The organism is Streptomyces sp. AK02-01A (genome assembly GCF_033795305.1).
Classification (GTDB): domain Bacteria; phylum Actinomycetota; class Actinomycetes; order Streptomycetales; family Streptomycetaceae; genus Streptomyces.
Map to the genome: position 1 here is coordinate 1 of NZ_JARBAE010000010.1, position 18,346 is coordinate 18,346.

19 protein-coding genes are annotated in these 18,346 nt (G+C 68.2%); 5 read left to right on the plus strand and 14 right to left on the minus strand.

What is annotated here, in order from left to right; all coding sequences use genetic code 11:
- Positions 1 to 467: 467 nt before the first annotated feature.
- Complete coding sequence (locus PV679_RS12535) at positions 468 to 1,109, minus strand: DNA-3-methyladenine glycosylase (RefSeq protein WP_319680231.1); 642 nt, start codon at positions 1,107 to 1,109, stop codon at positions 468 to 470.
- A 74-nt stretch (positions 1,110 to 1,183) separates the two neighbouring features.
- Between PV679_RS12535 and PV679_RS12540 the strand changes: the two genes are divergently transcribed.
- Together PV679_RS12540 and PV679_RS12545 are read left to right on the plus strand one after the other, a co-directional pair.
- Positions 1,184 to 1,966 (plus strand): sporulation protein, encoded by a 783-nt coding sequence (locus PV679_RS12540; protein ID WP_319680232.1) that lies wholly within the window; start codon positions 1,184 to 1,186, stop codon positions 1,964 to 1,966.
- A gap of 275 nt (positions 1,967 to 2,241) precedes the next feature.
- Positions 2,242 to 2,754, plus strand: coding sequence for an HNH endonuclease (locus tag PV679_RS12545; RefSeq protein ID WP_319680233.1), 513 nt, complete (start codon positions 2,242 to 2,244; stop codon positions 2,752 to 2,754).
- Positions 2,755 to 2,841: 87 nt separating this feature from the next.
- Here PV679_RS12545 and PV679_RS12550 read toward each other — a convergent pair whose 3' ends face one another.
- The 4 genes from PV679_RS12550 to PV679_RS12565 form a co-directional block, all read right to left on the minus strand.
- Complete coding sequence (locus PV679_RS12550) at positions 2,842 to 3,618, minus strand: sulfite exporter TauE/SafE family protein (RefSeq protein WP_319680234.1); 777 nt, start codon at positions 3,616 to 3,618, stop codon at positions 2,842 to 2,844.
- 59 nt (positions 3,619 to 3,677) lie between these two features.
- The gene (locus tag PV679_RS12555; RefSeq protein ID WP_319680235.1) at positions 3,678 to 4,607 is read right to left on the minus strand and encodes an SPFH domain-containing protein; all 930 of its coding nucleotides are present in this window, start codon (positions 4,605 to 4,607) and stop codon (positions 3,678 to 3,680) included.
- 90 nt (positions 4,608 to 4,697) lie between these two features.
- Positions 4,698 to 5,126 (minus strand): NfeD family protein, encoded by a 429-nt coding sequence (locus tag PV679_RS12560; RefSeq protein ID WP_319680236.1) that lies wholly within the window; start codon positions 5,124 to 5,126, stop codon positions 4,698 to 4,700.
- A gap of 50 nt (positions 5,127 to 5,176) precedes the next feature.
- Positions 5,177 to 5,968, minus strand: a complete 792-nt coding sequence (locus PV679_RS12565; protein WP_319680237.1) for an ABC transporter ATP-binding protein — start codon at positions 5,966 to 5,968, stop codon at positions 5,177 to 5,179.
- A gap of 127 nt (positions 5,969 to 6,095) precedes the next feature.
- Between PV679_RS12565 and PV679_RS12570 the strand changes: the two genes are divergently transcribed.
- Positions 6,096 to 6,893 (plus strand): hypothetical protein, encoded by a 798-nt coding sequence (locus tag PV679_RS12570; RefSeq protein WP_319680238.1) that lies wholly within the window; start codon positions 6,096 to 6,098, stop codon positions 6,891 to 6,893.
- A 176-nt stretch (positions 6,894 to 7,069) separates the two neighbouring features.
- On the opposite strand, the gene PV679_RS12575 is transcribed toward PV679_RS12570, so the two are convergent.
- From PV679_RS12575 to PV679_RS12590, 4 genes are all read right to left on the minus strand, one after another.
- Entirely contained in the window at positions 7,070 to 7,318 is a 249-nt protein-coding gene (locus PV679_RS12575; RefSeq protein ID WP_319680239.1) for a chaplin, read from the minus strand.
- A gap of 93 nt (positions 7,319 to 7,411) precedes the next feature.
- On the minus strand, positions 7,412 to 7,657 hold the full coding sequence (locus tag PV679_RS12580; protein WP_319680240.1) for a chaplin: 246 nt from the start codon (positions 7,655 to 7,657) through the stop codon (positions 7,412 to 7,414).
- Positions 7,658 to 7,795: 138 nt separating this feature from the next.
- On the minus strand, positions 7,796 to 8,440 hold the full coding sequence (locus PV679_RS12585) for a response regulator transcription factor (protein WP_319680241.1): 645 nt from the start codon (positions 8,438 to 8,440) through the stop codon (positions 7,796 to 7,798).
- Complete coding sequence (locus tag PV679_RS12590; protein WP_319680242.1) at positions 8,433 to 9,578, minus strand: GAF domain-containing sensor histidine kinase; 1,146 nt, start codon at positions 9,576 to 9,578, stop codon at positions 8,433 to 8,435. Before PV679_RS12590 ends, PV679_RS12585 begins: the two co-directional genes overlap by 8 nt.
- A 559-nt stretch (positions 9,579 to 10,137) precedes the next feature.
- On the opposite strand from PV679_RS12590, the gene PV679_RS12595 reads away from it, so the two are divergent.
- Positions 10,138 to 10,941 carry a transglycosylase SLT domain-containing protein gene (locus PV679_RS12595; RefSeq protein ID WP_319680243.1) on the plus strand — a complete coding sequence of 268 codons (804 nt, stop codon included), beginning with the start codon at positions 10,138 to 10,140 and terminating at the stop codon, positions 10,939 to 10,941.
- Between the two features lie 108 nt (positions 10,942 to 11,049).
- Here the strand turns inward: PV679_RS12595 and PV679_RS12600 are convergent, their stop codons facing one another.
- Positions 11,050 to 13,557: an FHA domain-containing protein gene (locus PV679_RS12600; RefSeq protein ID WP_319680244.1), complete on the minus strand. Its 2,508-nt coding sequence runs from the start codon at positions 13,555 to 13,557 to the stop codon at positions 11,050 to 11,052.
- Positions 13,558 to 13,976: 419 nt separating this feature from the next.
- Between PV679_RS12600 and serB the strand changes: the two genes are divergently transcribed.
- The gene (gene serB / locus PV679_RS12605) at positions 13,977 to 15,233 is read left to right on the plus strand and encodes a phosphoserine phosphatase SerB (protein WP_319680245.1); all 1,257 of its coding nucleotides are present in this window, start codon (positions 13,977 to 13,979) and stop codon (positions 15,231 to 15,233) included.
- A 95-nt stretch (positions 15,234 to 15,328) separates the two neighbouring features.
- Here serB and PV679_RS12610 read toward each other — a convergent pair whose 3' ends face one another.
- The 4 genes from PV679_RS12610 to PV679_RS12625 all read right to left on the minus strand — a co-directional run bounded on the left by PV679_RS12610 (position 15,329) and on the right by PV679_RS12625 (position 18,258).
- A complete protein-coding gene (locus PV679_RS12610) occupies positions 15,329 to 15,847 on the minus strand; it encodes a histidine phosphatase family protein (RefSeq protein WP_319680246.1) in 519 nt (172 codons plus the stop codon).
- Positions 15,848 to 16,078: 231 nt separating this feature from the next.
- Complete coding sequence (locus tag PV679_RS12615; protein WP_319680247.1) at positions 16,079 to 16,288, minus strand: hypothetical protein; 210 nt, start codon at positions 16,286 to 16,288, stop codon at positions 16,079 to 16,081.
- A 517-nt stretch (positions 16,289 to 16,805) separates the two neighbouring features.
- A complete protein-coding gene (locus PV679_RS12620; RefSeq protein WP_319680248.1) occupies positions 16,806 to 16,922 on the minus strand; it encodes an SGM_5486 family transporter-associated protein in 117 nt (38 codons plus the stop codon).
- Between the two features lie 4 nt (positions 16,923 to 16,926).
- Positions 16,927 to 18,258: a CynX/NimT family MFS transporter gene (locus tag PV679_RS12625; RefSeq protein ID WP_319680249.1), complete on the minus strand. Its 1,332-nt coding sequence runs from the start codon at positions 18,256 to 18,258 to the stop codon at positions 16,927 to 16,929.
- Positions 18,259 to 18,346: the final 88 nt, after the last annotated feature.

An 18,346-nucleotide genomic window follows, 5' to 3' on the forward strand; every position in this document is an offset into this window, starting at 1 on the left:
TGACTTTTGGCACGCTGTTGAGTTCTCAAGGAACGGACGCTTCCTTCAGTCCCGTCTCCGGGCCCTCCGGGCGCTTCCCTCCGGTACTTCATTTCGTTCCGTACTTCGTGTTTCCGACTCTATCAGATGCTTTCGTATCCGATTTCCCCGGCCGGCGGGGCCGCCTTCCCGGTTCCCGCTTTCGCGTTTCCCTTTCCAGCGATTCCGACTCTACCAGACTCATTTGGCTGTTCTTGCCGCTTGAATTCCGGTGGCCTTTGGATTGGCCTTTTGCCTTTCGGCTGTCACCACTTTAACCGATTCCCGGTGACTCTCATAATCGAGCCATCGAATCTGAATTCCGGCATGCCGAAATCCATACCCGTTGGGGTTTGGTCGTCAGTGGTGGGTGGCCGCTCCGGAGGCTGCTGAACAGCAGGACCCGTGTCAAGCGGCTTGGGCTACGTTAGGCGGATGAACGGGACAAGTCAAGTTCGGCGGCGTCGTGGCGCGTGGGCGCGGTAGGGACTCACCGAGGGATCGCCGTCGATCCAGAAGCGCCACGGGTGAGCGGCACCGTCGCCGCCCACTCCGGTGCGGGGCCCGTTGCTGACCTGATGGTCCTCGACAGGAGCGCCTGCCAGTACGGAGAGCGGGGCGTCGGGACCGGCGCACACGTCCGTGCCGTTGAGGGACCGGTCCACATCCAGAGCGGTGGCCAGCCGAGCCGGGCCTTTGGCCAGTTCTCTGTCATGACGGGCCGAGAGCCGACGCTTCCGGGTCAGCTCGGCGCCGACAAGAATCTGCCCCGCCCGCAGCAGGACTCCACTGGCATGGCCCTCGGGGCCGCACACCAGGTTGAGGCAGAACCACATGCCGTAGGTGAAGTAGACGTACGCGTGACCGGGCGGCCCGAACATCACTCCATTACGGGCCGTGGGACCACGGAAGGCGTGCGAACCCGGGTCGATCGCGCCCGCGTACGCCTCCACCTCGGTCAGCCGGAGCTCGATGGGACCGTCGTCCGTGTTGCGTCTCAGCGTGCGGCCGAGCAGGTCGGGTGCGACCTCCAGGACCGGGCGGTCGAAGAACTCCCGGGGCAGCGGGTCACGGTCGGCGCTCTCGATCATGGCTTCTGAGGGTACCGGGGAACCGGCTACCGTCGTGGCGCGTATGTAGGGGTCAGGATCTAGAAGGAGTGAAGATGGGCTTCAAGAAGCTGCTCGCGAGTTTGGGCGCCGGTGGTGCGTCCGTCGAGACGGAGCTGACCGAGTCGAACGTCGTACCCGGTGGCGTGGTTCAGGGCGAGGTACGCCTCCAGGGCGGTTCCGTGAACCAGCAGATCCAGGGACTCTCCGTCGGCCTTCAGGCACGCGTCGAGGTCGAAGGCGGTGACCAGGAGCTCAAGCAGGACATCGAGTTCGCCAAGGAGCGGGTCGGCGGCGCCTTCGAGGTGCAGGCCGGAGCGGTGCATGTGGTGCCGTTCGGTCTGGAGATCCCCTGGGAGACGCCGATCACGACCATCGGCGGGCAGCAGCTCCGCGGGATGAACATCGGCGTGAGCACGGAGCTGGACATCGCGCGGGCGGTGGACTCCGGCGACCTGGACCCGATCAATGTCCATCCGCTGCCGGCGCAGCAGGCGATCCTGGACGGCTTCGTCCAGCTCGGCTTCCGCTTCAAGAGCGCGGACATGGAGCGCGGGGTCGTGCGCGGGACGCGCCAGCGGCTGCCGTTCTACCAGGAGATCGAGTTCTTCGCGCCGCAGCAGTACCGCGGGCTGAACCAGGTCGAGCTGACCTTTGTCGCGGACGACCGCGAGATGGACGTCATCCTGGAGATGGACAAGAAGCCGGGACTGTTCAGCGAGGGCAGCGACTCGTTCCGGGCCTTCCAGGTGGGCCTCCACGACTTCCAGAACACCGACTGGGCCGGCTATCTCAATCAGTGGCTCGCCGAGGTGGGCGGCCGCCGCAACTGGTTCTGAGTACGCGTCCCGGGCCCGGCGAGTGGCCGGCGGACAGCGCCGCGTCGCCGGCGTTCATCGGCTTCGAACCGTGTCCACGCGCCGGCGTGCGCGCGGCTCAGTCGAGGAGTTCGACGCTGCCGCCGGGAGCCGACCGTTTGTCTTTTGTTTGCCCTGCCCTGGTCTTGGAGAGATCAGGGCAGGGCATTTTTTATTGTGTTGTCCCTCTCGGCGTGCCCGGCCAGAGTTGATCCAAGCCCGCCAGGCGGCGGGCCGGCACACGGGAGGTGGGCGGGATGCGGGACACGCTGGTACTGAATGCGAGCTTCGAGCCGCTGTCGACGGTGACTCTCAACCGTGCGGTGGTGCTGGTGCTGCAGGACAAGGCCGTTGTCGAGCAGGCTCATCCCGGTCTTCGTGTGCGTGCGGCCGCGGTGGAGCTTCCGGTGCCCAGAGTGATCCGGCTCTGCAGGTATGTCCGGGTGCCTTTCCGAAGACAAGCTCCGTGGTCGAGACGGGGTGTACTGATACGGGACCAACACCGGTGCGCTTATTGCGGCAGGCGCGCGACGACGGTGGACCATGTGGTGCCGCGGTCCCGAGGCGGCTCGGACAGCTGGCTGAATACGGTCGCTTCGTGTGCCGAGGACAACCACCGCAAGGCGGACCGTACGCCGGAGCAGGCGGGAATGCCGCTGCTGCACCACCCCTTCGTGCCGTCCCCGGCGGACGCGATGCTGCTGTCGCTGCGAGCCGGTGAGCGCTCGGAGCTGCCGAGCTGGCTGGCGGGGGTCCAGCCCGCCGCGTAACGCCTGCCCGCTCCCGTATCCCGGGATGCCTCAGGAAAGCCCGCCCGCGTGCCGGGGCGGGCTTTCACGCGTGCACCGGCCGCCGCCTCAGCCGTACCGGCGGACCACCAGTTGGACGATGGCGACCACACCGACGACGACGATCAGTGCGCGCAGGGCCACCGGCGGCAGCCGGCGGCCGAGCCTGGCGCCGAGCTGGCCGCCGAGTGCGGAGCCGACCGCGATGAGCACGACCGCCGTCCAGTCGAAGTCCGCCACAAAGAGAAAGAAGAGCGCGGCGACTCCGTTGACGACGGCGGCGAGGATGTTCTTGACGGCGTTCAGCCGCTGCAGGCTGTCGTCGAGCAGCATGCCCATCAGGGAGAGATAGATGATCCCCTGGGCCGCGGTGAAGTAGCCGCCGTAGACGCTGGCGAGCAGGAGCCCGGTGAACAGCAGCGGGCCGCCGTTGGGCCGTGCCCGGACGCCGGTCCGTGCCCGGCGGGCCTGGACGGCCCTGGCGAGCCGGGGCTGGAGGATCACCAGGACAAGAGCGAGCGTGACCAGGACGGGCACGATCGTCTCGAAAGCCGTCGAGGGCAGGACGAGCAGCAGCGTGGCGCCGCTGAGTCCGCCGATGAGAGCGGCGGCGCTCAGACGCAGCACACGACGGCGCTGGCCGACGAGCTCGGCCCGGTAGCCGATGGCTCCACTGATCGATCCCGGTATCAGGCCGAGTGCGTTGGAGACGGTGGCGGTGACCGGCGGGAGGCCCGTCGCGAGCAGGACAGGGAAGGTGATCAGCGTGCCGGAGCCCACCATGGTGTTGATGGTTCCGGCGCTGATGCCCGCGATGAGGACGGCGAGCATCTCCCAGTTGGTCACGGTCTCCCCTTCGGTGATCGATGCAAGGTGCACCGATCATGCACGAAGAGGCCGGTGGATCATTCCACCGGGGGGTCCTGGCGGCGTTCCTTACCGGTGTTGAAGCCCGGGGCGCCGGAGCCGAGGTTGCCGAAGGCTCCGCTGAGTCCCTTGAGGGCGTCGCCGATCTCGCTGGGCACGATCCAGAGCTTGTTGGCGTCGCCCTCGGCGATCTTGGGCAGCATCTGGAGGTACTGGTACGAGAGAAGCTTCTGGTCCGGGTCGCCCGCGTGGATCGATTCGAAGACGGTACGGATCGCCTGGGCCTCGCCCTCGGCGCGCAGGGCCGCGGCCTTGGCCTCACCTTCGGCGCGCAGGATGGCGGACTGCTTCTCACCTTCCGCGGTGAGGATCTGCGACTGGCGGATGCCTTCCGCGGTGAGGATCGCGGCGCGCTTGTCCCGGTCGGCGCGCATCTGCTTCTCCATCGAGTCCTGGATGGAGGTCGGAGGCTCGATCGCCTTCAGCTCGACGCGGTTGACGCGGATGCCCCACTTGCCGGTGGCTTCGTCGAGGACACCGCGCAGGGCCGCGTTGATCTCCTCGCGGGAGGTGAGCGTGCGCTCCAGGTCCATGCCACCGATGATGTTCCGCAGGGTGGTGACGGTGAGCTGCTCGATCGCCTGGATGTAGCTGGCGACTTCGTAGGTCGCGGCCCTGGCGTCGGTCACCTGGTAGTAGATGACGGTGTCGATGTTGACGACCAGGTTGTCCTGGGTGATCACAGGCTGCGGCGGGAACGGGACGACCTGTTCGCGGAGGTCGATCCGGTTACGGATCGAGTCGATGAACGGGACGACGATGTTCAGGCCCGCGTTGAGCGTGCGTGTGTAGCGGCCGAAGCGCTCCACGATGGCGGCGCTTGCCTGCGGGATGACCTGGATCGTCTTGATCAAGGCGATGAATACAAGCACCACCAGGATGACCAGGACGATGATGATTGATGACATCGCGTTTCTCGGGCCCTTCGCCGCCGGATGTTCCGATGATCGAGTTTCTCAGACCGAGGGCCAACGTGGGGACTGTTCGGCCGGGTTGGCTCACATGACCACGGCTGTCGCTCCGTCGATCTCCACGACATCGACCTGTTGCCCTGGTTCGAACGCCGTATCGCTGTCGAGCGCGCGTGCCGACCAGATCTCACCGGCCAGCTTGATGCGGCCACCGCGCCCGTCGACCCGTTCCACGACGAGAGCCTGACGGCCTTTCAGCGCGTCGATTCCGGTGGCCAGTCCGGGGCGCCCTCCGCGGTTACGAGCCGCTATCGGACGTACCACCGCGATCAGCGCGACGGACACCGCGGCGAAGACGAGGACTTGGGCCACCACCCCGCCGCCCAGCGCCGCGACCACCGCGCCGGCGACCGCTCCGGCCGACAGCATGCCGAATTCGGGCATCGCCGTCAGGACGAGCGGGATCCCCAGCCCGACCGCGCCGATCAGCCACCACACCCATGCGTCGATTTCCACGCGTTCATGGTAGGTCCGGCGATCCCCGTACGGACAGGGGTGAGTTCAGGTCAGCCGAGCGGAAGACCCTGTGCCGTCCAGCGGTCGCCGTTGCGCTCGACGACAAGCGGGAGGCCGAAGCAGAGCGAGAGGTTGCGGGAGGTCAGTTCCGTCTCCATGGGGCCGGCGGCGAGCACCTTGCCCTGCCGGATCATGAGGACATGGGTGAAGCCCGGTGCGATCTCCTCGACATGGTGCGTGACCATGATCATGGAGGGAGCGTACGGGTCGCGGGCGAGCCGGCCGAGACGGCGTACCAGGTCCTCCCGGCCGCCCAGGTCCAGGCCCGCGGCGGGCTCGTCCAGGAGCAGCAGTTCGGGATCGGTCATCATCGCGCGGGCGATCAGGGTGCGCTTGCGCTCGCCCTCGGAGAGCGTGCCGAACTTACGGTCCAGGTAGTCGGTCATGCCGAGGCGGTCGAGGAAAGCGCGGGCGCGCTGCTCGTCGACCTCGTCGTAGTCCTCGTGCCAGGTGGCTGTCATCCCGTACGCGGCCGTGAGGACGGTCTGAAGAACGGTCTGGCGCTTGGGAAGCTTTTCGGACATGGCGACGCCTGCCACACCGATGCGCGGACGGAGCTCGAAGACGTCCACCTTGCCGAGCCGCTCGCCCAGGATCCGCACCTTTCCGGTGGTCGGGAAGAGGTAGCTGGACGCGAGGTTGAGCAGAGTGGTCTTGCCGGCGCCGTTGGGCCCGAGGATCACCCAGCGCTCTCCCTCCTTGACCGACCAGGAGACATCGTCCACCAGAGCGCGTCCGTCGCGGACCACGGATACGTCCACCAGCTCCAGTACATCGCTCATGAGCGCGTTGTCTCCCCATGCAATCGTCTTGAGGTACCGGGTGCGCCTGTAGGCGCGGCTCCCAGAGGAAAACCTACGCCACCGGTCGGGTGGTCCGGCCCTGAGGTCCGTTCCCTAGGCTGGGGCCATGCTTTCGCAACCACGCTCAGGACTGCTGGCCGCTTGGGGAAATGCCCTTTTGGCTGGATTTGTATCTCCGGATGACGCCGCACTCGCCGTGGTCGGCGATGACGCGGTGCACCGGGTGGAGGGGCTGCCCGGCGAGACAGGGCCCGTCGGGCTCACGCTGGCGCTGGGGCGGCTGCGGGCGCTCGGTGTGACCGGATACCGGGTCGCGCTGCCCGTACCGGGTCATCCGCTGGGGCTCAGCGGACCGCCGGAATTCAATGGGCGGGCGCTGGAGGCGGAGGAAGCGGTGATCGCCACGGGCGCTCCGTACGGGCTGGTGCCCGAGGTGACCGCGGTGGGCCCGGACGGAGACCTGCATGTGGAGGTCCTCTGGCACTGTCTGCCGGTACGGGAGGCTCCGCCGGCGGACGTGCCCTCGCTCGGAGAGGCGGAGCGCGAGCTGGCCGAGGCGCTGCGGGAAGCGACGGAGGTGCTCTCGCGGCTGGATGTGGCGGCTTCGGGGCCGGTGGCCGAGGCGGCCCTGGACGCCTATCGGGCGCGCGCGGGCCGCGGCCGTGAGGTACTGGCTCCCGGCTATCCGCCACGGGCGATGCGGGTGCTGGAGCTGGCGCAGCGGATCGGGCTGCTGGTCTCGCTGGCCTACGAACACGGGCACGGCGGCGCGGTGAGCGCGTCGGAGATGGCGGCGCGGAGCGCCGCGCTGCGGCCGGTGGAACGGGTTGCGCGGCGGGCACAGGTGGCCTCGTACAACGCGTATGTGGAGGAGCGGGAGGGCGGCCGGCCGCCTCTTCTGTGAGGGTTCGGTCCGACAGTTCTGTTGCAGGGCTCGGTTCGCCTCCGGAGCGGCTCATGCCTTTGGCTCGCTCGCCCGGGGCGGGATACGCCGTAGACGGCGCAAGGCCCCGGGCCCTCGCCGGGACGGCGGGGGCCGCGGGGCCTCGGGAGCACCTGACGCGCGCTTGTGTCAGCGCGTCAGTGGTTGACCGAGTGGTTGCCGAACGCCGGGTTCAGCAGGCCGATCACATTGATCGTGTTGCCGGTCACGTTCACCGGGATGTGCACCGGGACCTGGATCGCGTTGCCGGAGATCACGCCCGGAGAGCGCTTGGCCGAACCGTGGGCGTTGGCACCACCGTCGGTGGCGAACGCCGCGCCGGCGGAGGCACCCGCGGCGAGACCGGCGGTGACGAGGACCAGAGCGGCCTTCTTGGCAGCCTTCATGGCATGTTCCTTAATCGAGTGTTGAACGGCCTCGGTACGAAGCTCCCGGGCCGGTTCCATAACGGCGGGATACGAAGGGCGCGCGGAAGCGCGTCAGCGGTTGAGGCCGCCATTGCCGAACGCCGGGTTGAGGGCGCCGATCACACTCACGGTGTTGCCGACGGCGTTCACCGGGACATGCACCGGGGCCTGAATGAGGTTGCCGGAGACAACGCCCGGGGACTTGACGGCCGCACCGTGGGCCTGCGCACCGTCATGAGCGGACGCGACACCCGCACCGGCGGCGACGATGCCACCGGCGATCATGGTGAGGGCGGCGGCCTGCTTCAGGTTCTTCACTTCTTGATCCTCCTCGCGCTGACTGCGGCGCTACGCCGCAGCACGCCATGGAGAACGCCCGACCGGCGATCAGGATGCGCCGTGTGAGTGACATACACACGACGGTATGAATCTCAGACCGGAGGGCAGCGTTCCGGATCAGCCGGTAATCCCATGTCGTACGGCCCAGAGCGCCGCCTGCGTACGGTCCGAGAGATCAAGCTTCATCAGGATGTTCGAAACGTGCGTCTTGACAGTCTTCTCGGAAAGCACCAGTGCCCGGGCGATCTCCCGGTTGGAGCGCCCGTCGGCGATCAGTACGAGCACCTCTCGCTCACGCTCGGTCAGCGAGGTTCCTCTGCCGTGGCCGCCGCTGGGATCGTCCTGCGCCAGCAGCGCGCCCGCGACTTCCGACTGGAGCAGCACATGCCCGGCGTGGACGGAGCGGATGGCACCGGCCAGCGCCTCGGGATCGACGTCCTTGTAGACATAACCGGAGGCTCCGGCGCGCAGCGCGGGAACGACGGTGCGCTGTTCCGTGAAGCTGGTGACGATCAGGACCCGGGCCGGGTTGTCGAGCTCACGGAGCTTGCGCAGCGCCTCGATGCCGTCGGTGCCGGGCATCTTGATGTCCATCAGGACGACATCGGGCAGGAGTTCCTCGGCGCGGGCCACCCCCTCGGCACCGTCGGACGCCTCGCCGACCACCTCTATGTCGTCCTGGATCTCCAGGAACGTACGCAGTCCGCGCCGGACCACCTGGTGATCGTCCACCAGCAGCACACGAACGGTCTTGTCAGCCACCGGGCACCTCCATCTCGATCGTGGTGCCCCTTCCGGGCGCCGATTCCACGGTGAGTCCGCCGCCCACGCCGCTCGCCCGGTCCCGCATGGAGACCAGGCCCAGATGGCGGCCGGCCCGGCGGATCGACCTGGGGTCGAAGCCCTTGCCGTTGTCGGTGACGCTGAGGACCGCGCCCTGGCCGCGGCGGCAGAGAGTGACATCGACGTGGTCGGCGCCGGAATGGCGCAGTGCGTTGTGCAGTGCCTCCTGAGCCACCCGCAGCAACGCCTCCTCCTGGGCGGCGGGCAGGGCCCGGACGGCACGGCCGGTGAAGGTGACCCGGGCGGAGTGGGCGCGGTCGAGCACCTGGATCTGGTTGCGGAGCGTATTGACCAGACCGTCCTCGTCGAGGGCGGCGGGACGCAGCTCCACAACGGCGGCGCGCAGTTCGTCGGCCGCCTCCGCGGCGAGGAGGGCGACCTGCTGGAGCTCATCCTTGGCACGGTCCGGGTCGCGGTCCACCAGTGCGGCCGCCGCCTGGGCCGTCAGACGCAGCGAGAAGAGCTTCTGGCTGACGGCGTCATGGAGCTCGTGGGCGAGGCGCGAGCGTTCCTCGGCGATGGTGAGTTCGCGGCTGCGCTCGTACAGCCGGGCGTTGGTGAGAGCGATCGCGGCGTGCTGGGCGAGGATCGAGAGGAGTTCCTCGTCCTCCTCGGTGAATCCGCAGCCTCCCTCCGGCTTGGGACAGCGCTTGTTGGCGAGGAAGAGCGCGGCGATGGTCTCGTCGCCGTCCCTGACGGGCAGGCCCAGGAAGTCGGACATGTCCGGGTGGGCGGCGGGCCAGCCTTCGAAGCGGGTGTCCTTACGTACGTCGGCGAGGCGCTCGGCCTTCTCCTCGTGGAGCATCGCGGCGAGGATGCCGTGCTGGCGCGGCAGCGGGCCGATGGCCTTCCACTGCTCGTCGCTCACCCCGTCGACGACGAACTGCGCGAAGCCTCCGTGATCGTCCGGCACTCCGAGGGCCGCGTACTCGGCGTCGATCAGTTCACGGGCCGAGGCGACGATCGTCTTGAGGACGTCGCGCACCTCCAGATGCCGGCTCATCGCGAGGAGCGCGGTGCTCACGGCCGCGAGGCCCGAGCTCGGTCGGTGGCTCATTGCTTCACCGTACCGGCGGGCGGAGCGGGCCGTATCGGCCCCGGGACCGCCTCCGATCAGGACCAATGGCTTAGGTCCTGTCCGGCGGTGAAGGAGACGGTGCCGGCGCGTGCGGCTCGCGTGTCGCTCGCTCCGCGTACGCGCGAGAGCGGCGCGGCGGAGCGGAGCCGTGAGCGGTACGAGGGCCGGTCGTACGCGGGCGCCGCGCGGGCTGCGCCTCCGGCAGCAGACCGGGAACGACCGTCTCATCCTTCCGGATGAGACCGCTCACGCTGTGCATTGCTTGAGCAACCAACCGTGAGGTCGACCTGCCCTCCGTGTGAGCCCGCGCATAGGACGTACATCACTTACGAATGTCACTAGTCGACAAAAGAGAGGGCTGTGAGCTTGCGATAAGGGCGAATTGGGATGGTTCCGCACTGCCCTGTTCCACTATCCAGGGTCGTACGTCACACCTTTGCCACAAGATTTTGCTGCCGCTAAGAATTGCGTTCGTCGCCGCCAAGCAGGCTGGCCGCCCGGCCTCCGCGACTCCCGCTATTCGAAGAGGTACGTCTCTATGTTCTCGTCACGCACCCCTGACCTCGGTCGCCTGAACAAGACCCACAAGGCATCCATCGCCGGCGTCGCCGCCGCGGGTGTCGCGGCTCTCGCGTTCTCGCTGGTTCCCGGCAACGCTTCCGCCGAGCAGTCCCTCGCCACCACCCCGGTGGCATGGAGCACGACCACGGACAGCACCCAGGCCTCGGCCGTGCAGGCGAGCATCGCTCAGCAGCACGTCACCGCGGACAAGGTCGCCAAGGTCGAGACCGCGGCCAAGGTGAAGGCCGCCGCGAAGGCGAACTCCGCCGCCAAGGTCGCCGCGGAAGCGGACGCCAAGGCACAGGCCGAGGCAGCCGCCAAGGTCAAGGCCGCCACGAAGGCCAAGGCTCAGGCCGAGCTCAAGGCGAAGGCGGCGGCCAAGGCCAAGGCCGTGGCGAAGGCGAAGACGAAGGCCGCGGAGGGACACACCGCGACCAAGGCCGCGAGCAAGCCGGTCTACGCGAACAACCTGGACGGCTGGATCCGTGAGTCGCTCGCCATCATGAAGGCCCACGGCATCCCCGGCTCGTACGACGGTCTGCACCGCAACATCATGCGCGAGTCGAGCGGTAACCCGAACGCGATCAACAACTGGGACATCAACGCCCAGAACGGCATCCCGTCGAAGGGCCTGCTCCAGGTCATCCCGCCGACCTTCGCGGCCTACCACGTCGCCGGAACGCCGAACAACATCTACCACCCGGTCTCGAACATCGTGGCCGCCGCCAACTACGCCGCGGACAAGTACGGCTCGATCGACAACGTCAACAGCGCCTACTGAGCCTGACGCGTACTGGCGCGCGCTGACGCGCACCGACGCCGGAAAGGGCGGCACCCCGTATCCAGGGGTGCCGCCCTTCGTCGTGTCCGGCGTCAGATGTCCGTCGCGCTATTTGCGCATGACCTCCGGCTCGTGGCGGCGCAGCAGACGCGACACGACGACACCGCAGACGACGCCCATCAGCAGCAGGATTCCGATGTCGATGCCCCACTGGCTCGCCGAGTGGTCCCACAGCGGGTCCAGGTCGTCGGGGTTACTCGGGTCCCACGGCGGCATGAGATGCGCGAGGTCGAGCGTCGTGCCCGCGCCCGCGATGGCCCAGCGGGACGGCATCAGCCAGGCGAACTGCTCCAGGCCCGGCGAGCCGTAGACCTGGAAGAGGATGCCGGTGAAGACGACCTGGATGATCGCGAACATGACCAGCAGCGGCATCGTCTTCTCGGCGGTCTTCACCAGCGACGAGATGACCAGGCCGAACATCATGGAGGTGAAGCCGAGCGCGATCACGACCAGGCAGATCTCCACGGCCGGCGGCATGATCAGGCCCTCGTCCGGCATATCGCGCGTGGCGAAGCCGATGGCGCAGAGGATGACACCCTGGAGAGCCGTGATCACACCGAGCGTGATGACCTTGGACATCAGATAGGCGGAGCGGGACAGGCCGGTGGCCCGTTCCCGTTCGTAGATCACCCGTTCCTTGATCAGCTCACGGACTGAGTTGGCCGCGCCCGAGAAGCACATGCCGACCGCGAGGATCAGCATGATCGTGCCGGCCTTGCCATTGAACTTGGCCGGCGGTGTCGGTGCCGCGAGACCGAAGTCGGCCGGGATGACCACACTGACCACGCCGAGGACGGCCGGCAGGATCAGCATCAGACCGATGAAGCCCTTGTCGGACGCGATCACCGAGGAGTAGCGGCGGATCAGCGTCCAGAGCTGGGAGCCCCAGCTCTGCGGCTTCGGTGGGCGCATCTGCTGCGCGGGCGGCTGTACGGACTGCGCGGCGACGGCGTCGATGTCCGCGGCGTACATCTGGTAGTGCTGCGAGCCGCGCCAGCGGCCGGCCCAGTCGTAGTCGCGGTAGTTCTCGAAGGCCGAGAAGACATCCGCCCAGGTGGTGTAGCCGAAGAAGTTGAGCGCTTCCTCCGGCGGGCCGAAGTACGCGACGGAACCGCCGGGTGCCATCACCAGCAGCTTGTCGCAGCTCGCCAGCTCGGCCACGGAGTGAGTGACGACGAGGACCGTACGGCCGTCGTCGGCGAGGCCGCGCAGGAGCTGCATGACATCGCGGTCCATGCCCGGGTCGAGGCCGGAGGTCGGCTCGTCCAGGAAGATCAGCGACGGCTTGGTCAGCAGTTCCAGGGCCACGGAGACGCGCTTGCGCTGGCCACCGGAGAGGGAGGTGACCTTCTTGTCCTTGTGGATGTCCAGCTTGAGCTCGCGCAGTACCTCGTCGATCCGGGCCTCGCGCTCGGCGTCGGCCGTATCGCCGGGGAAGCGGAGCTTGGCCGCGTACTTGAGCGCCTTCCTGACGGTCAGCTCCTTGTGCAGGATGTCGTCCTGCGGGACCAGACCGATGCGCTGGCGCAGCTCGGCGAACTGCTTGTACAGATTCCGGTTGTCGTAGAGGACATCACCCTGGTCGGCCGGGCGGTAGCCGGTGAGCGCCTTGAGCAGCGTGGACTTGCCGGAGCCCGACGGACCGATCACCGCGATCAGCGACTTCTCGGGCACACCGAAGGAGACGTCCTTGAGGATCTGCTTGCCGCCGTCGACCGTCACGGTGAGATGACGGGCGGAGAAGGACACCTCGCCGGTGTCGACGAACTCTTCGAGCCGGTCGCCGACCAGCCGGAAGGTCGAGTGGCCGACGCCGACGATGTCATTGGGACCGATGAGTACGGTGCCGGACTTGGCTATCGGCTGGCCGTTGACATAGGTGCCGTTGTGGGATCCGAGGTCGCGGATCTCGTTGCGGCCGTCGGGCGTCGCGGTGAACTCGGCGTGGTGGCGCGAGACCTGGAGGTCGGAGACGACCAGTTCGTTCTCCAGCGCACGGCCGATGCGCATGACGCGGCCGAGAGAGAGCTGATGGAACATGGTCGGGCTACGGTCGCCGTGCGCCGGCGGGGCCCCCGCGGCACCGCCCGAGCCCGGTGTCTCCTGAGGTCCCGGCGCCTGCTGCTGGTGGAACGGAGCACCGGCGCCGCCCTGCCGCGGGACCTGCGGCCGCTGCCAGTCCTGCTGGGCCGGCCAGCCCTGACCGTCCTGCTGCTGGGCCGGGTCATGGGCCTGCTGCGGAACCGCGCTCCGCGCGCTGTACGCGGCGCCGGTGAGGCTCAGCCTGGGTCCGTCGGTGGCATTGCCGAGATACACGGCCGACCCGGGACCTATGCCCGTCTGCTGGACGCGCCGGCCCTGCACATACGTGCCGTTGGTGCTGCCGTGATCCTGGATCCCCCAACCGCCGTTGCCCCAGCTGATGGTGGCGTGACGCCATGAAACCCTGGCGTCCTCGATCACCAGGTCGCCCTGCGGATCACGCCCGAGGGTGTATGACCTGGACGGATCGAGCGTCCAGGTTCTTCCGTTCAATTCCAGTACGAGTTCCGGCACTCCATGCCCCACTTGTTGTCCCCCGAGTTTCCCGCGTCGCGGGGAGTCTAGGGATGGCGAACATCGTGGGGAACTATTTCAGGCTCGGACCTCCTTGCGAAAACCGGGCCTCGCGAAGGTCCGTCGACTCCCGTAGAGCTTGTACGGAAAGGCCGTTGACGAGATGTCGGCGCGGAATCGGCGGCTCCGGAGAGCCGTATCCACCGGCCGTGACCGCCCATGAGTGCCGACCGGGCGGCGACAGGAATCGTGAGGCGTCCTGCCGGTGCGCACAAGGGCCGGCCCGGTCACCGTCCGGCGCGACCGGCGGCCCAGGCAGGGCCCGCGAACACGGACCGGCGGGCGGTCCGGCACCCTCCGTGTCCGGTACGCGGGACAGTGAGCGGGTCCCTTGTCCCGCCGGATACGGTGGGATCACCATGAGTGCATCGCAGCCCCCTCATAGCGCCGACGTCCCCACTCTGCTCGTCAAGATCTTCGGGAAGGACCGCCCCGGGATCACAGCAGGGCTCTTCGACACCCTGGCCGCCTACTCCGTCGATGTGATCGACATCGAGCAGGTCGTCACCCGTGGCCGTATCGTCCTGTGCGCGCTGATCACCGCGCCCACCGCCGGCGGTACCAGCGAGGGCGAGCTGCGGGCGACCGTGCACAGCTGGACGGAATCACTCAAGCTCCAGGCCGAGATCATCTCCGGCACCGGTGACAACCGGCCGCGCGGCAGCGGCCGTTCCCATGTCACCGTGCTCGGCAACCCGCTGACCGCGGAGTCGACGGCCGCCATAGCGGCCAGCATCACATCGACCGGCGGCAATATCGACCGTATCTTCCGGCTGGCGAAATATCCGGTCACGGCCGTGGAGTTCGCGGTGTCCGGAGTGGAGACCGAGCCGCTGCGCACCGCGCTGGCCACCGCCGCCGCCGGGATCGGCGTGGATGTCGCCGTCGTCTCCGCCGGGCTGCACCGCCGGGCCCAGCGGCTGGTAATCATGGACGTGGACTCGACGCTGATCCAGGACGAGGTCATCGAGCTCTTCGCCGCGCACGCCGGGTGTGAGGCCGAGGTCGCCGAGGTGACCGCGCGGGCCATGCTCGGTGAGCTGGACTTCGAGCAGTCCCTGCACGCGCGCGTGGCCCTGCTGGCCGGGCTCGACGCGTCGGTGGTGGAGAAGGTGCGGGCGGAGGTCCGGCTCACGCCCGGCGCGCGCACCCTGATCCGTACGCTCAAGCGGCTCGGCTACCAGGTGGGAGTCGTCTCCGGCGGCTTCACACAGGTCACCGACGCGCTCCAGGAGCAACTCGGACTGGACTTCGCCGCCGCCAACACGCTGGAGATCGTGGACGGAAAGCTCACCGGACGGGTGGTGGGCGAGATCGTGGACCGCGCGGGCAAGGCCCGGCTGCTGCGGCGCTTCGCCGCCGAGGCCGGAGTACCGCTGGCGCAGACCGTCGCGATCGGCGACGGCGCCAACGATCTCGACATGCTGAACGCGGCGGGGCTCGGTGTGGCCTTCAACGCGAAGCCGGTGGTCCGCGAGGCCGCGCACACGGCGGTAAACGTACCGTTCCTCGACACCGTCCTCTATCTGCTCGGCATCACGCGCGAGGAGGTCGAGTCGGCCGACGGCGAGAACGGCGAGAACGGCGAGAATACCGAGGACGACCACCGCGTCTGATCCGGGCGGCGTCCGGCGACAGAGCACGAGAGGCCCCGGCCGGGCACACGAGCCGGGGCCTCGTCAGGAGAAAAGCGACCGGACAGCGCGCCGGATCAGTCGTGCGGGGCCCAGAAGTCCACGAGCTTGCCGACGCCGTGCTCCACCGACTTCCAGGTGCCGTCGAAGGCGATGACGGCAAAAGCCGCGGTCGGAAATCCGCTCCTGGTCATCCGGCCGACGCTGTCGCCCTCCGAGTCGCCCGAGAGCGCGTCGGCGAGAGCGTGGACCGTGGGATTGTGGCCGACGAGAAGAAGATCATTCACCTCGTCCGGGATTTCATTCAGCAGCGCGAGAAGATCGCCGAGCGTGGCATCGTAGAGCCGCTCCTCATAGACGGTCTTGGGCCGGTGCGGCAGCTCGTGCACGACCAGCTTCCAGGTCTCACGGGTCCTGGCCGAGGTCGAGCAGAGAGCCAGGTCGAAGGCGATACCGGTTTCGGCGAGCCTCCGGCCGGCCACGGAGGCATCCATGCGGCCACGCTCAGCGAGCGGTCGCTCATGATCGGACACCTCCGGCCAGTCGGCCTTCGCGTGCCGGAGTAGGACGATCCTGCGGGGTGTATCGACGCTCATGCATCCCAGCTTCGCATGAAATGCGCCACAGGGCGCAGAGTGTTGACGGGCGGATCCAGGACGGATGGCAGTGCTGAGGCGTGTCGCGAAAGTCCCGCCCGGCCCCGACGCCCGGCACGCTCCACACAAGAGGCAAGGCCCTGTCCGGTCGATCTTGGTGGGCCCGGAACGCCTGGCACGGCACCGCGGGCCCCGCCCTTCGGCCGGACGGCGCTACATTCGCAACAGCCCCTAGCGGGACAAGGTCAGTTGGATGTGTTCCAGGATCCGGCCGACCGAGGGATCGTCCGCCGCCGCGTGTGCCTGGCCTGGACCCGCCATCAGCAGAAGCAGCGCGGCGAAGGCGACCGCGGGCAGAGCGACCGCCCACCACGGAAGCTGGATCTCGATCCTGTCGGAGGAGGTCTGAGGATGGGACCGCGAATGCGTTCGGGCCGGCATGGCCGCCTCCGGAGGTCTGCGAGAGGTCTGCGGTGCGCTGTGCCTCAAACCTACGGATCATGCGGTCCCGGTCCCATCCGGTGACCCACCCACTTGACCCTGAACCTGACCCCCTAGGGGACAGTGGTGCTAGCCCTACTGCTCTTTTTTTGGGGCTCGGTTCGCCTCCGGGCGCTTTATGCCACTGCCGACGGTCGACCGTGCTCGATTCACTCGTTCCTCGCGAACCTCCGCGCGCTCTCCCTCACGACAGCGGCGCGCCCTTCGGCTCACTCGCCGGCGGTCGGCAGGAGGCGGGCGACTCTGCGGCTTCTGCTCGGCCGCGTGGGTTTGCCGCTGCCGACCGCGTGGCGAGTGAGCCGAAGGGGCGCGTCGGCGCCGAAAAGGAGAGCGCGCGGAGGCCACGAGGTACGAGTGGTCGAGCACGGTCGACTGTCGGCGCCGACTGAAAGCGCCCCGGAGGCGAACCGAGCCCAAAAAAGAGGCGCGCGCCCGGAGGCGAACCGAGCCCCAAAAATCAAGGCGCTGCGATGGAGGCGATGATGCCGATGATCACCAGGATGCCGATGATCGTGCCGAAGATGATCAGCAGCTTCTGCTGGCCGTTCTGAGGATTCGGGTCAAGGACAGGCATACGGTCAGTGTCCCATCCGCGCCTCGTCCTCGATCGTCCGGTCCCGTCCCGCGATGACGCCCGCCGCCATCTGCGGCACGAGGAAACCCGCCATCAGCGCGATCGGCAGCCCCCAGCCACCGGTGTGCTGGTAGAGCACGCCGACCAGCAGCGGGCCGGGGATCGAGATCAGATAGCCGGTGCTCTGGGCGAAGGCGGAGAGCCGTACGACGCCCGCGCCGGTCCTCGACCGCATGCCGATCATGGTGAGCGCGAGCGGGAAGGAGCAGTTCGAGACTCCCAGCAGCACGGCCCAGGCCCAGGCCCCTTCCGCCGGTGCGACGTACAGGCCGGCGAAGGCGGTGAGCCCGCACAGGCCCAGGGCGAGAGCGATCGGTCCCTGGTTCTTCATCCGCGCCGCGGTCCGTGGGATCACGAAGGCCAGCGGCACTCCCATCACCATGGTCACGGCGAGCAGCAGGCCCGCCGTGCCCGCCGAGACCCCGGCGTCCCGGAAGATCTGCGGCATCCAGCCCATGGTGATGTACGCGCCGGTGGCCTGAAGGCCGAAGAAGCAGGCGAGCGCCCAGGCGGTACGGCTGCGCCCGAGCCTGAGCCCCGGTGTCACCCGCTGCCGCGCCACGGCCGACGGCGCGGTGGTGTCACGGTCGCGTACAAGGCCGAGCCAGGGCAGTACGGCGAGGGCCGCGAGCACCGCCCAGACACCGAGTCCCGTACGCCAACTGCCGCCCAGCGCCTCTGTCATGGGGACGGTCACGGCGGCCGCGACGGCGGTGCCGAAGGCCAGGGCCATCGAGTAGAGCCCGGTCATGGTGCCGACCCGGTCGGGGAAGTACCGCTTGACGATCACCGGCATCAGCACATTGCTGACGGCGATGCCCATCAGCGCGAAGGCGCTGGCGGCGAGGAAGCCGACCGTGCCGCTCACGAAGGGCCGGATCAGAAGTCCTGTCGTGATGGCCACCATGCCGGCGAGGACGACGGCCTTGGGGCCGAAGCGACGGGCCAGTCGCGGCGCGGCGAAACCGAAGACCGCGAAACAGAACGGCGGTACGGAGGTGAGGACTCCCGCGACGCTGCCGCTCATGTGCAGCCCGTCCCGTACCTCTTCGAGCAGCGCTCCGAGGCTGGTGATGGCCGGTCGCAGGTTGAGCGCGGCGAGGACGAGTCCGACGACAAGAAGCCTGGTGCTCCAGGCCGGGATACGCGGCGCCGGCGAATCGGCGGACGCCGGCGCGGTCGCGGACGACGCTATGGAGGTGGACGCCGATATGGACGCGGATGCTGGGCCGGTGCCGGCTGGGCTCAGGGACTGCGTCTGGGTCTCGTCGGACATGTGGTCATCATAGAATCATGGGATGATTGGTTGTCCAATCTCCTTTCGGCCTTTCCCGGAGACGCCTCTCACAGAGACGCCTTCACAG